This window comes from Aporhodopirellula aestuarii, assembly GCF_023701485.1.
GTDB classification, from domain to species: Bacteria; Planctomycetota; Planctomycetia; order Pirellulales; family Pirellulaceae; genus Rhodopirellula; species Rhodopirellula aestuarii.
Genome location: NZ_JAMQBK010000089.1, coordinates 1 through 14805 on the forward strand (window position 1 = coordinate 1; position 14805 = coordinate 14805).

Consider the following 14805-nt stretch of genomic DNA (forward strand, 5'->3'; position numbering starts at 1 on the left):
AAAATGCGACTAAACCTAAGAGCTAGCGCTGTCGGCTCACTAGTTTTTGCCAAACGCCTAAAACAACAGCCCGCGAGCCGTCCGGTCCCGAGTCACCGGACGGCTCGCGCCGTTCCGCTACATTTGAAATCCTTCAGTAATACAATCGACGCCCCATCCAACCGAGAGCGAATGAAACGATCAATCGCGTACCAACCGATCAGCCGAGTCGCTGGTTACTTGGCACGATCCGACATCATTAATCGACTAAGCAGGTAGGCCGGAATAATTGGGCAAAATCCTATGAGCCATTTGGGCGTTAGCCTGGAGTGCTAACTCGTTGCGAAGACGTGGAAATACAAGGCCGCGCCAGTATTGCTTCCATTCCTAGTCGCGATAGCGACGGCAGGCAGAAGCCCCGGACGTGAGTCCGGGGTCGACGTCGCCCCCCGCAAACACCAAGTCGCGAAGCGATGACAAATGCCGCTCCCGATGGTTCATTCGTGCGTCCACCCGTGTTTAGTGTCGTCGCGTTGCGACTTGCTTCGCTTTGTTTTCCCAAACCCCGGACTCACGTCCGTGGCTTTTGGATCTCGTCACGATCGCGACTAACCGTTCGCGAATTACTAGATCCAGCTAAACGCAACAGGGATAGCGACACGTCTTGTCCAGAACAATTTTTGGCAGTCCAGTGATAGCCTTGGTTGAACGTAGGAACCATGATTAGCATGAAATGACCGACATACCGAAAAACTCCAGCCTACGTGCTTACAATGGCACCGCTCGGCACTACCAGCCTTCGACCTAAGACCGCTGCGGAATGACCATTCTCCCAAACCATCTACACAGGCAAAATACGAACGTGCACGCCCTTCCCCGAATGACGATTGCCATCATCGCCACTGCACTCGCAATCCCCGCAGCGGGCGGAGATCACTGGCCTGAAAACCGCGGCCCAAATCACAACGACCACCTGAACAGCGAAACGGTCTACCCGACGCGTTGGAGCGTCGCTACGAATGAAAACATTCGCTGGGTGATGCCGCTGCCGGAAACAGGTCAAAGCGGCATCGCGGTCTGGAATGACAAGCTCTTTTTAACCTGCTTTCGCAAGCTCAGCGCCGAAGACATCAGCCCCAAGGGAACATGGGTATCAGAAACACGTGGTTATTGTCTCGACGCGGACTCCGGCGAAATACTCTGGAGTTGTGACCTCCCAGGCAAACGTCCCAACCAAGTCAACGGCACGTTCACGGATTCGACGACGCCCACTCCCGTTACCGACGGCAATCACGTTTGGTTCGTCAACGCGGGAGGCTATATGGCATGCCACACACTCGACGGACAGCGTGTTTGGGGGCGAGAATTCGAAGTGCGAACGAAACACTCTGCCAAACAATTTCAACCGTTCCTACATGACGGCAACCTCTACTACGCGATGATGCGTGACGCAAGCGATCCTGAGCGTCGCCCGCAAACAGCAAAAGACTATGACAAGAACAGCAAAACTGGTTGGCCGTGGATGTACGTCCGATGCTTCGACGCCCTAACGGGCCAGCCCACCGCAGTGATTCCCGACGGAATCAGCGTGCATAGCAAAGGCGCACTCGGATCGGTTCATGGAGAGACCGTGCTGTTGCACGCCAAAGGCGGTAGTCACAGCCCACCGGAAAAGCCGTATGGCCTTGGTCTATCACGTCTCGACGCGGCCCATGATTTGAATTGGGAACGCCCAGGGTTGTACTTCGAAGGAACGCACTTCATTGACGACAAACATGCCTATTGCTTCGACAAAAACGACTTCTTCGTGCTTGATCTGGCAACCGGCGAGACAATAAAACAAATCCGAGTTCGCGATACCGGCAGTATCGTCGCATTTGACGAAACCAGCGGACGATACAAACCGTCTGCCCCAGCACCGAAAGTCAAATCACCCCACTTGCAGACACACCGCACCAATATCGGGGTGGGCAAGTATCATTTCTTCATGAGCGGCCAACCCGGAGTCCTCGGCCGGATCAACATCGAGACCGCCGAAGTGAACTACTTGCAAGTTCCGATACAGGTCGTTGTTGAAAACGGAAAGAGAACCTTTTCATGGACGGAATTCCAATCGGGTGACACGACCGGATCCGGATTTCAAGTAGAGGGAGACAAGCGAAGGCTAGGCCATGGATTTGGCCACATCTCCGCCGCCACGCCGATCGTCGTCAATGATCACATCTACTTCTGCACCGTACTCGGCACTGTCTACGTGATCGACGCGACTGCCGATCAGTTTGATGAGCACGCGCTCGTCGCGGTTAACGACCTCGGGCTCCCCGGTGAGACTTGGACCCTCAGTCCCTTCACCGCCGCAAACGGGCATCTCTACCAGCGCACCAGCAAAGAGATCATCTGCATTGGCGATCAACGTTGATGCTGCCCAGCTTGGCGGTGCGACTTGCCAGCATTTATTAGCCCCGCGAATTCAGGGTAGATTCGTTACGTCACTTATGTCCACTCGGGCCTCGGCAGTTGGTACCGGTGACGTTCCAGACGCCGCTTGCTATCTTCACCGAGCCTCTTGAGCGTTGCTTATCGACGGCAATCACAACTGGTCAAAAAACGACCAAGTGAACGATCAGCTGCCAGCTGTTTGCGATTGATCAATGACGACTCGACCGCTCCACGTTTTTCTGAACGTATTTCGCGGCAATTGGTCGAAAATCGATCGCAAAACGAACGCTAGCACCGCAGTGCAAATCCGTTGGCACGCGTTACGCTATAGGCAACATGCCGCAGAAGATTGCTTTATCGCTTGACGACTTATCGTTTCCAAATCGGCATAGGCCGGTAAGCCATAGGTGGATTCGCTTAAACATCCTTGCATCGACAAGATTTTGCCGGCGAATCCGCGATTTGCGCTTTGCCCGATTTCTTACGATGGAATGATGCTCAGCCACATGGTGACGTTCTGAAGATTTTCACATTTCGGACTTATCTATTTTCGGACCGCTGAAGATCATGGTGAGAGAGAAACCTATGAGCGACTCGCAACACCCCGAGCCGGACGCGTTTGACTTTCTCTCCGGCGAAGGCGAGATGAGCCGGCGAACGCGCGAGTTCGACTGGTCCCAAACTCCAGTCGGCCCCACGGCGCAGTGGCCCCAGGGGTTAAAGACGGCCCTCAACATCATGCTCGGTTCGCGTTATGCGATGTGGCTGGGATGGGGTCCCGAATTCACGTTTTTTTACAACGACGCGTACGCCAAAATGACGCTCGGTCCCAAACACCCGTGGGCGTTCGGAAAACCGGTTGCCGAAGTCTGGCCGGAGATTTGGGAAGACGTCCGTCCTCGTGCCGAGTCGGTGCTACAGACGGGCGTTGCAACTTGGGACGAAGGTTTGCTGCTGTTCCTTGAACGTCGTGGTTTCTCCGAAGAGACCTACCACACGTTCTCATACAGTCCGCTTCCCTCGGACGACGGCAACGTTGGCGGCATGCTGTGCGTCGTCACCGAAGACACCGAACGCACGATCGGTGAACGTCGACTCCGAACGCTACGAGAACTTGCCGCACGGACCAGCGAAGAGGCAACCTCCACCGACGAAGCATGCCAAAATGCGTCGCTTGTCATCGAGAGTAACCCGCAGGACGTTCCATTCGCTCTGATTTATCTGCTCGAAAGCAACGGGCAACAGGCGCGTCGTGCGGGTCTTGCCGGCGTCACCGAGGAAATGCCGACCAGCCCCTACGTGATCGACATCAACAGCGACGCCAGTCCGTGGCCGTTTAAGGAGGCTTTGCAACGCCACGAGAGCATCTTGGTCGACGATTTGGTCGACCAATTTGGCGACCTATCAGTTGGCGTGTGGCCCGAGCCCCCGAGACAGGCGGTCGTTCTTCCGCTCGCCAAATCGGGACAGACACAACCTTTCGGTTTCCTGGTGGGCGGGCTCAGTCCCCGGTTGGCCTTCGACGACAGCTACCGTGGTTTCTTCGATTTGCTCGCCGGGCAAATCGTGACCGCAGTCGCTAACGCGCGTGCGTATGAAGAAGAGCGACGTCGGGCGGAAGCGTTGGCAACACTCGATCGTGCCAAGACCACTTTCTTTTCAAACGTGAGTCACGAATTCCGAACACCGCTGACCTTGATGCTCGGCCCCGTCGAGGACCTGCTATCACGCAGTCACACGGATTTGTCGCCGTCCGCCAAACGACAGCTCGAAGTCGTCAACCGAAACGGCGTCCGTTTGCTGCGTCTCGTCAATTCCCTGCTGGACTTCTCACGCATCGAAGCCGGGCGCGTTCATGCGGCATATCAACCCACTGATTTAGTCGGGTTCACCTCGGAATTGGCCAGCGTCTTTCGCTCTGCGGTCGAACGGGCCGGCCTGAGGTTGAAAGTCGATTGTAGTGAAATCGCCGCCCCCACCTATGTCGATCGCGACATGTGGGAAAAGATTGTACTGAACCTCCTATCCAATGCGTTCAAGTTCACGTTGGAAGGCGAGATTTCGGTCACGCAGCGTCAATGCGGAGACAACGTCGAACTCGTGGTTGGCGACACCGGAACCGGAATCGCATCCGAGCACCTGACGCGAATCTTCGAACGATTCCACCGTATCCCAAACGCCGAGGGACGTACCCATGAAGGTAGCGGTATCGGTTTGGCGTTGGTGCAGGAACTGGTCAAACTGCACGGCGGCTCGATTTCAGCAAGCAGCACCCTCGGCGAAGGCACCACGTTCACCGTGACAATCCCGGTGGGAAAAGATCACTTACCGAGCGACCAAGTTGGCGAGCATCGGGCCTACGTTTCTACCAGCACGGGAGCCACGCCGTTCGTGGAAGAAGCCCTCCGTTGGCTTCCCGACGAAACCGAAGAGGAGAATGCGAACCAGCGAGCTGACGCGAACCAAACACACTCCACCGACCCTGTTTCGATTCCCACCAATTCGAGCACCACCGCAGGCGACGACGATCGGCCACTGGTGTTAGTCGCCGACGATAATTTGGACATGCGTCAATACGTGTCGCGGCTACTCGCCGAACACTACCGCGTCACCGTTGTCTCCGACGGAAAGGCGGCGTTGGAATCGGCTCGTTCCGAGCGTCCGGATCTGGTCCTCAGCGATGTGATGATGCCGCGGCTGGACGGTTTCGGACTGTTACAAGAATTCCGCGCCGATCCACAGCTATCCGAAATCCCCGTGATCATGCTCTCCGCTCGCGCTGGCGAAGAAAGCTGTGTCGAAGGCATGGAAGCGGGGGCCGACGATTATTTGGTAAAACCCTTCAGCGCTCGCGAACTGTTGGCCCGCGTCGGAGCACACCTGAAAATCGCCCAAATGCGGATTGAGTCCGCCGAGTCGCTGCGCCAAAGTGAGGAGCGACTCCGTATGGCGCTCGGTGCCGCCCACATGGTTGCCTGGCAATGGGACGCATCGGACGACCATATCGTTTTCTCGGACAACGTCGGCGAGGTCTTTGGGCTAGACCATGACTCGATGATCGGTACCAGGACCGAACAGCTTTCGCTCATTCATCCCGACGATGCCCGCAATCTCCAAACGGTCGTTGAAAGCGCAATTCAAAACCGCGGCAGCTACGTGAGTCAGTACCGTATATCTCGCCCCGACAATGGCGAAACACTATGGCTCGAAGAACGCGGCCACGCCGTAACCGGGGGATCCGCCGACACGATTCAGCTCGCCGGTATTGTGATGGATATTACTGAGCGAAAGCGAACGGACGAAGCACTTCGCGAGCGAGAACAATTTTTGCAAGCGATCGTGGACACGACTCCCGAGTGCATCAAACTGGTTGCTTCCGACGGAACGCTTCTGCAGATGAACCCCTCTGGTCTCTCAATGGTCGGGGCAGAAGCATCGGCGACCGTGACCGGGGGATGCGTCTACGACTTGATTGCCCCCGAAGACCGCAAGAAATTCCACGAATTCAACGAGCGGATTTGCCGGGGCGAACGCGACAAACTCGAGTTTGACATCGTCGGCTTGACGGGAACGCGTCGTCACATGGAAACGCACGCCGTTCCGCTTCCCGGGCCAAGTGGCGAAATATTGCAACTGGCTCTCACCCGCGATGTCACCGATCGCAAGAAAGCCGAAGAGGCACTCCGCAGAGAACGTGACCTGCTGAGTGTCACCCTTGAAAGCATTGGTGACGCGGTCATCACCACCGACACTGACGGTCGCATCGTGAACATGAACCCGAGGTCGCAAACATTGACGGGTTGGACGCTGGAAGAGGCCGCCGGTTTGCCGCTCAACCAGGTTTTCCGCATCGTCAACGAAGACACACGCGAACCCAGGGAAAACCCGGCGATGAAAGCGTTGTCCGAAGGCACCGTCGTAGGTCTCGCCAATCACACAACACTGATCCGCAAAGACGGCAGCGAATGCCCGATCGATGATAGCGCCGCGCCCATTCGAGGAAACCACGGCGACGTCGTCGGATGCGTTTTGGTGTTTCGCGACGTCACTCAGCGGCGGCAAGCCGAAGCGGCACTACGTGAAAGCGAGTCATACTTCCGAACGATGGCAAACAACGCCCCCACAATGCTGTGGACCACCGAAGTCGATGGAGCGTGTTCGTTTCTCTCGCAAGGTTGGTTCGACTACACCGGACAAAGCGAAAAAGAAGGCTTGGGCGAAGGCGGTTTCGGATGGCTCAACGCGGTCCACCCTGATGATCGCGGAGAAGCACGCCAGATATTCCTCGACGCCAATGCGCGACACGTCCCGTTCTCCATCGACCATCGCATTCGTCAACCCGATGGCGAATATCGCTGGGCAATCAATACCGGCAGACCACGATTCGATGATGCAGGCGAATTCCTAGGCTTCATCGGGTCGGTCATCGACGTCCACGAACGCAAGATTGCGCAAGACTTTCGTTCCCGTCAGGTCCGGATTCTGGAGATGATCACATCGGAACGATCGCTACACGAAATCCTGACGGAACTGGTCTCGTTTATCGAGTTGCAAATTCCAACCGCGTTTGGTTCCATCCTATTGCTCGCTCCCGATGGAAGGCACCTGCGAAACGGTGCTGCCCCACGATTGCCCCGAGAATACAATGCGGCGGTCGACGGGATTGAAACCGGCCCGCGGGCTGGCTCTTGCGGAACAGCAATCTTCCGCGGAGAACGCGTTGTCGTTTCTGACATCCAGTCTGATCCGCTCTGGGCTGATTTCAGTGAACTGGCAAACCAACACCATCTCGCCGCATGTTGGTCACAGCCGATCCGGGCGAGTTCCGGCGAACTGCTGGGAACGAGTGCGATTTATTTTTCCACCCCACGCGAGCCAACGGAAGAAGAGCTAATCGCGCTCGAAGCGTTCGCGCACTTCGCCGGTATCGCAATCGAACGTCCACGAGCGCAAGCGGCGTTGCGTTCAAGTGAAGAGCGATTCCGCGCACTCACGAATGCGACATCGGACATCGTCTACTCGATGAATGCCGACTGGACAGAGATGCGTCAAATCGACAACCACAAGCTTTTCCCGAGCGATTCCCAACCTCATAAGACTTGGTTGGAAATGTTCATCCCGCCGGAAGACCGTACGCAAGTGAAGAAGCTGATCAACCGAGCGATCGAGTCCAAGTGCATCTTTGAACTGGAACATCGAGTCTTGCGAAGCGACAGAACCTTCGGATGGACCTACTCCCGCGCGATCCCCATCTTGGATGAGCACGGCGAAATCATCGAGTGGTTTGGCGCCGCCAGTGACGTCACTCACCGCAAAGATGCCGAAGACAAACTGCGCACCAAACATGAAGAGCTGTTACGGTTCAACCGTGCCGCCGTCGGCCGCGAGATGCGAATGATTGAATTGAAACGACAAATCAACGAACTGTGCCAACGATTGAACGAACCTAAACGGTTCCCGTTGGAGTTTGACATACGACATGAATCGACCAAGGCATAAAATGTCGCAAAACTCTGCCACCCATCCCGATGCGGGCACGCTTGATCCGGCGTTACTCAAGCCTCCTCCTGGCGTAACGCTCGAATCGATACTCCTTACCGACTCGCTCGATCAGCGTCCGTCACGTCCGGCGGATCATGCTACCGAAACGCGTGTCCTACTGACGCTCGCCGAACACCTAGCCGATTCGCCACACGATATTCTCCACAAGATCGCCGACGTGACGCTCGACATGCTTCGTGTCGGCTCGGCAGGAATCAGTCTCATTTCAGAGGAAACAGGCGACTTTGTATGGCCCGCGATCGCTGGTAAATGGTGCCATCATGTCGGAGGCGGCACACCGCGTCACTTCGGTCCTTGCGCCGTCGTGCTCGAACGCAAGTCAGCACAACTGTTCCACCACCCCGAGCGATACTTCCGCTATCTCGCTCCTTCCCTTCCGGCCATATGCGAAAGCCTACTGGTCCCGTTCTACCTTAACGGCGAACCCGTCGGGACGGTTTGGGCGGTATCTCACGATGACGAACGTCGGTTTGATTTAGAAGATTTGCGTCTGCTCAACAGCCTGAGCAAGTTCGCGTCGGCGGCCTATTCGACACTGGACTCGGTCGTCCAACTCGAGCGTGAGCGGGAACGGCTGAAAGAGCGTGAGTTGAAACTGCGCAACACTGTGAGCGAACTTCAAGATTCACGATTGGCAGCATTGAATCTCATGGAAGATGCGGTCGCGGATCGCAAGCTTGTCGAAGATTTGAATCGACAACTCAGTTTAACCGCCGCTCGGGATGCGTTCCGAGTAGCGTTGGCGGACTCCCTGCGCACGCTCGCCGACCCCACCGAGATCCAAGAAGAGGCTGCACGCGTTCTCGGCGTGCACTTGGGAGTCAGTCGCACGTTGTATGTTGATGTGGAGTCTGATGAATCTCAAATCGTGGTCCACCGCGACTACACCTTCGGTGTGCCGAGCGTGGTAGGCAAGTACAACTTGAAAGACTTTGGTTCGCTGATCTACGACGAATGCCACGCCGGCCGAACCATCGTCGTTGACGATATACAAAACGACCCGCGTATCGATGAACCAAATCTAGAAATCTATCTAGGACTTCAGATTCACGCGTTCATTGCCGTACCGCTGCTCAAGGCAGGCCGATTGGTCGCCGTTTTTGGTGTGCAAAACGCCTCGCCACACGATTGGACTGCGGACGAAATTGTGCTGGTCGAAGACACCGCCGAACGCACCTGGGCGATCGTCGAACGAGCAAAAATCGAACAGGCGTTGCGTGAGTCAGAAGAACGTTTTCGGATGTTGGCCGACAACATGAGCCAGTTCGCATGGACGTGCGAAGACTTTGGCAAAGTGAACTGGTTCAATCAACGTTGGCTCGACTACACCGGCAGCACGATGGACGAGATGCGAGACTGGGGTTGGACAAAGGTCCAGCACCCTGATCACGTCGACCGCGTGCGTGAGAGCGTGTTGAGGGCAAGAGAAACCGGCGAAATCTGGGAAGACACCTTTCCACTACGCGGCAAGGATGGTGAGTATCGATGGTTTTTATCTCGAGCGGTGCCCATCAAAGACAAAGCCGGGAACATCCTCCGCTGGTTCGGCACCAACACCGACGTCACCAACCAACGCGAAGCGGAAGAGGCCCTGCGAAAGAGCGAGAAGATGGCCCGGCAAGCCAGCATCAGCAAGAGCGAGTTCCTAGCGAACATGAGCCACGAGATTCGAACGCCGATGGCAGCGATCCTCGGCCACGCCGACATGCTCCTGAGTCACCTCGACGACCCTGACAATCGCGGCTGCGTCGAGACGATCAAACGCAACGGCAACCACCTGCTCGACATCATCAATGACATCCTCGACCTGTCGCGGATCGAAGCCGGCAAACTCGATATTGAACCCGAATCATGCAAGCTCTCAGAAGTCCTCCAAGACATCTGGGCGTTGATGCAGGTCCGAGTCGAAGACAAATCGATCGAACTCCGCGTCGTCGGCGAAGGAAAATTGCCTTCGACCATCGAAACGGATCCCAAACGCCTCAAACAAGTGCTCATCAATTTGATCGGCAACGCCATCAAGTTCACTGAAAAAGGCCAAGTCCAACTGCGGGTCACTCATACCCAGGCCAACGACCAGCATCGACTCCGATTTGAAATCCAAGACACCGGAATCGGTATTTCGGGTGAGCACATGGGCAAACTCTTCAAACCATTCTCACAAGCGGACTCGTCGGTAACGAGACGGTTTGGCGGCACCGGGCTCGGACTCTCGATCAGCAAACGACTCGTAACCATGCTCGGCGGGCAACTGACCGTTGAAAGCGAACTGGGGGTCGGGTCAACCTTCCGTGTCGAACTCCCCGTCGGCGATCTAGAGAATGTTTCGTTTGATGAGTTCCAAATCGAGAAGGTGTCACACCAAACCGAACGTCCACGCAATCGCGTTTGCCTGGGTTGCCGCGTGCTTTTGGTCGACGACCGACGCGACGTGAGGTTTGTTGCGCAGCACATTCTCGAAGGCGCCGGTGCAGCGATCGACACTGCGACCAACGGACGCGAAGCGATCGAAAAAATTCGCACGGCCGAGCAAAACGGCCAGGCATTCGACGTGGTCGTCATGGACATGCAGATGCCCGTAATGGATGGGTACGCGGCAACCGCTGAACTGCGTGCAACAGGATTTGAACGCCCCATTATCGCTATGACCGCCGATGCAATGACAGGTGACAAGGAGCGTTGTTTGGAGGTGGGATGCGACGACTACCAATCGAAACCCGTCGACGCCAAAGAGCTGGTTGAGAAAGTTCGCCGCTTGGCGGAGATTCTGTCCATTGACGCTCTTCGTGCCGAACGGGAACGACGCAAAGCGGAACTGCGAAACGAGTCTCAACACGTCAACGGAGGTCTGCACGTGCTTGTCGTCGATGACAGCGTTGACGCGGCGCGAGCGACCGCGATGCTACTCAAGCTTGAAGGTTTCCACACAACGATTTGTCACAGCGGCACCGCGGCCAAAAACATCGTGGCGGACAATCCGCCCGATTGCGTCGTGATGGACATCGGACTGCCTGATATCCATGGGCACGACGTCGTCCGCGAACTTCGGCGAAACCATTACGAAGGCCTCGTGATCGCACTTTCCGGACGAAGCGAGGAGCTAGTGAAACAACAGTCGATCGAAGCCGGCTGTGATCATTTCGTTGTCAAACCCGCCAGCAAAGGCGAACTCGAAGAATTGATCACGACAAATTTTTCGACGTTGCGTGGCGCCGGAAGCAGTAACGCCTGACCGATGGTTTCTCGACTCGCTAGAGCATTTCCACACTTACCGTAACCGCCGTCGGTAGATGGCAGACCATGTTCCGACAAACGTAGCCACCTATTGCGTGCTACGTCATTTTTTGAAAAACGTCCCAACAAAAATGGCCACCTCTCGAATTACCAAGAGATGGCCGCAATCGTTGGATCGCATACAGACGTGCCGTTAACGAGTCGTGCTCATGTAGAAGCTGAACATCCGCTCGTCATCGAATTCTGCTTTCATGACAGGGAAAGCAAAGTCAAACGCGAGGGGAGCCGGCCCGAGCATCGGGATCGCGACGCGAAACCCGAATCCGGGTGCAACCCGGAAGTTATCTTCATTGATCTCGATGTCTTCTTCGACGGTACCAAAGTCCACAAACGCAACACCACGGAACGCGTCGTCGGCCGTCAACGGGAACATGTATTCCACCGAATTGAGCCACTGGAACCGGCCACCGACCTCGATGAGTCCGGCGCCAGTCGATACCACTGGCGATGCCCCTCGGAAATCGAAACCGCGAATGGTGGCGTAACCACCGGCAAAGAAGTTTTCGAAGATTGGCGTGTCTTCACCGCTAATGCCGATCTGGCTTCCGAACGACAGGGTTTGTTTCCCCGAACCATCGGCACGCTCACGCATTAGCCAGTACTTGCGATATTCCCCTTCAAAGCGTCCGTAGTCGAAATCACCAAACGCTTGTTCGTAGCTCGCTTTAATGTAGTGACCTTCACTCGGTTGCAATGGGCTATTCCGCGTGTCGTGGATCAGCGAGAACATGCCGCTATAGAGGGCGTTATCGCCAAGCACTTCGGCCAATTGAGGCAATGACGGATCGGCTGCTTGACTGATCTCAACATTTTGTCCGTTCACACCAGCGGAGATGGAAAGGTCAGGGGTGATCCGGTAACCGAACGACAACCGTCCGCCCAATCGCCCCTCGTCCCAATCGTCAAACTGGCGGTCATAATAGAACCCGCTGATCGACATACTGATCGGAAGATAACCAAACAGGTTCGGATCTGCGAACTGCGCCGTGTATCGCTGGTAGACACTCCCCGGGACCGCTTCGAGTCGGAACGTTTGCCCTGCACCACGAAACGCCGTGCCGCTGAACAGGTCTTGAAACGAAGTTGGCCAACGCGAGATATCAAAGTTTCGTTCGTCGATCGTGACTTGACCGGTGACACCCGCGTCACTGTTAACGGCACCGCCGAACATCACGCGTCCGGTCCGAGCCGGATAGCCTTGGATGATCAAGTCCGCCTCGCGAACCTCCGGGCCCGTTACCATGGGTGGATACGGCGCGACAGGAGGATAGTTGACTGGCGGATCGTTGTAGGTCGGATTGAACGCCGGCGGCTGCGAGTAAACGTCGCCGCCATAGGCATTCGGGCTCGCTGGCGCCGATGTCTGCGGAGCCGTTCCATAGCCGGGCGTCGAAAAGCTCGGTGGAGTATTCGTTCCGTACGTCGACCCGCCATATTGAGGTGCAGGTTGAGGAACCGAATAGGCCGATGGTGGTGAATACGGTTGCTGCGCGAACGCTAGCACCGGAGCAAGCAAAGTTGCGGCACTCACGTGGAGAGCGGTAAGCAGTCCGACGGCACGTTTCACGGTTGTCTTCTTCGTTTGGAAATTCATGACGTCGATCATCGCAAAACGTCCTCCTTCGGCACAACTTTAATATCGGGAGCTTCCGCGACCGCAGGATTCGTTTCTAGCAATTGGCTGCGTTCGATTCGACGGCGGCTCATTTCCAACGTACGTCGGTCAATCCAATCGCCTTCTCTCATGTCAACCAGATTTAGCATGGTGGTTTCACGCATCAGGTGTGGCTCGCCATCGATATTGACCAGGATGCGACCAATTTTCCATCGATCCCCCTCGGTGATTTCATACACGATGTCCGCGACACCATTTTCATCACGCATGATCGTTTTGGGTTTGACTTCGGCATAGATAAAGCCGAGTTCGCCGTAGCCGTACACGATTTCGCCAACGTCGCGACGCATGATCGTTCCGTCGAACATATCGCCCGCATGCAGTTCTAGTCTCGCACGCAACGATTCTTCGGTAATGAATTCATTGCCAATGATCTGCACGTCTCCCACGGTGAAACGGGGACCTTCGTTGACGACGAAGTAGACATTCACCCATTTGCCGGTCTCGTCATATTCGTAACGTCGTCCGACCGTGGCGGTGAGGAACCCCAACGTGTGATAGTACGATGAGAGAAGATTGACATCTTCTTCGATCATCTTCTTGTTGAATTTGTTGCCCAGATAGCTCATGAAGCCGACCATCGGTCCGCGGCTGCGAATGATCTTCTTCAACCGCGACTCGGTCACGATCGTGCTGCCTTCGATTTGAATGTCAGCGATGCGTTCGAGCGGCCCTTCATTGATGCGGTAGATCACCGTTCCGGGCGGCAAGTCGCCCGTCGTGACGCCGACCGAAGCTCCGCCATCGTTGCTGGTGATCGCCGCCGAAACAGCCGCCTGATTAAAGCCTTCGTCGTGGTAGTAGTCGAGCAGACGGCGACGCCCGGACTCGACCGAAAACTCACTCAGTGGATCGCCAGCGGTAACGCCAACGCGTCCAGCGATCTCGCGATCATTGAGCGCTCGGTTGCCGTGGAAGACCACTTTCGCGACCATCGGACGTTCGTGAACGAAGAACGTCACAATCACGCTCGGAGTCAATGTTTCGCCCGGCTGCGTTGGGGGCATTTCGGCTTGGTCTTCGGGGTTCGCCCCAAGCGGTTTGACGTCAAACGTCACCTGATCAAACGACCCCATGTCGTTCAGGCGACGAACGTCCGCGAGCACCGTCTCGCTGTCGTAGAACCGCCCCTTACGGGTCTGCAGTTCGGTAAAGATGTCAGCCGCGGATACCGTTCGGTTTCCGATAATTCGCACCGACGCGACGACGGCGTCACCGCGTTCACGGCGAAATGTCATCCCCGCGTGTGTGTGGATGTGGTCCCTAAACTTCGGTTTCACCGTTGCCTCGGGGGCCTGAGCACCTCCGCCGCCCATGCCGCCTCCGGCTCCACCCATTTGGGCAAAGGCAACTGGTGAAAGAAGGAGCATCAAGACTGGCAGCAGTCGTGCAATCAGATTAGCAATGCGAGGGCACCGCTTCACTCGACTGCGGTTCGCGACCGGACGCGTAAGCGAATCGCAGCTCGTCAGCGGTGGTGACGACGGGAAGGCAACGGGAAAAGGCATCGCCGAGCGGTTCCTTGTGAGGGTTGGACACAGATCGCGAAGGCACCTTTTTTGCGGCTTTTTGACCGTTCGGAAACCTCTGCGGGTCGTACCTACCAATGCTGAGACGTTCACCACAAGAGGGAAATGGCAGCAAAGTGACCGCGTGACGACTGCACGACCTTGTTTATAGATCGTACGTCGCCAACGATTCACTAAACCCAAATGACAGCCGGCAAGGCTTTTGGGCTGACTCTCAATTCACTGGTAACCGCGACGACGTCAGCGGGCCCCCACCCAGTGAAGACAGGACATCTGGGTAGGCAAGCAGCCTTCGGAACATTAGCCACTTAGGAGCCGTTCGGAAAT

5 protein-coding genes are annotated in these 14805 nt (G+C 56.2%); 3 read left to right on the forward strand and 2 right to left on the reverse strand.

Annotation, left to right across the window (positions count from 1 at the left end):
• Positions 1-841 precede the first annotated feature (841 nt).
• From NB063_RS28355 to NB063_RS28365, 3 genes are all read left to right on the forward strand, one after another.
• A complete protein-coding gene (locus tag NB063_RS28355; protein ID WP_250932440.1) occupies positions 842-2398 on the forward strand; it encodes an outer membrane protein assembly factor BamB family protein in 1557 nt (518 codons plus the stop codon).
• 605 nt (positions 2399-3003) lie between these two features.
• Positions 3004-7917, forward strand: a complete 4914-nt coding sequence (locus tag NB063_RS28360; RefSeq protein WP_250932441.1) for a PAS domain S-box protein — start codon at positions 3004-3006, stop codon at positions 7915-7917.
• 1 nt (position 7918) lies between these two features.
• On the forward strand, positions 7919-11212 hold the full coding sequence (locus NB063_RS28365; RefSeq protein WP_250932442.1) for a response regulator: 3294 nt from the start codon (positions 7919-7921) through the stop codon (positions 11210-11212).
• Between the two features lie 195 nt (positions 11213-11407).
• On the opposite strand, the gene NB063_RS28370 is transcribed toward NB063_RS28365, so the two are convergent.
• A complete protein-coding gene (locus NB063_RS28370; protein ID WP_250932443.1) occupies positions 11408-12880 on the reverse strand; it encodes a BamA/OMP85 family outer membrane protein in 1473 nt (490 codons plus the stop codon).
• Positions 12877-14457, reverse strand: coding sequence for a BamA/OMP85 family outer membrane protein (locus tag NB063_RS28375; RefSeq protein WP_250932444.1), 1581 nt, complete (start codon positions 14455-14457; stop codon positions 12877-12879). The genes NB063_RS28370 and NB063_RS28375 overlap by 4 nt, the downstream gene beginning before the upstream one ends.
• Positions 14458-14805: the final 348 nt, after the last annotated feature.

What these genes read in the sequence shown, in the direction of transcription:
- NB063_RS28370 (WP_250932443.1), bottom strand. Translation starts at nt 12,880, where the DNA reads ATGATCGACGTCATGAATTTCCAAACGAAGAAGACAACCGTGAAACGT.
- NB063_RS28360 (WP_250932441.1), top strand. Translation starts at nt 3,004, where the DNA reads ATGAGCGACTCGCAACACCCCGAGCCGGACGCGTTTGACTTTCTCTCC.
- NB063_RS28375 (WP_250932444.1), bottom strand. Translation starts at nt 14,457, where the DNA reads ATGCCTTTTCCCGTTGCCTTCCCGTCGTCACCACCGCTGACGAGCTGC.
- NB063_RS28365 (WP_250932442.1), top strand. Translation starts at nt 7,919, where the DNA reads ATGTCGCAAAACTCTGCCACCCATCCCGATGCGGGCACGCTTGATCCG.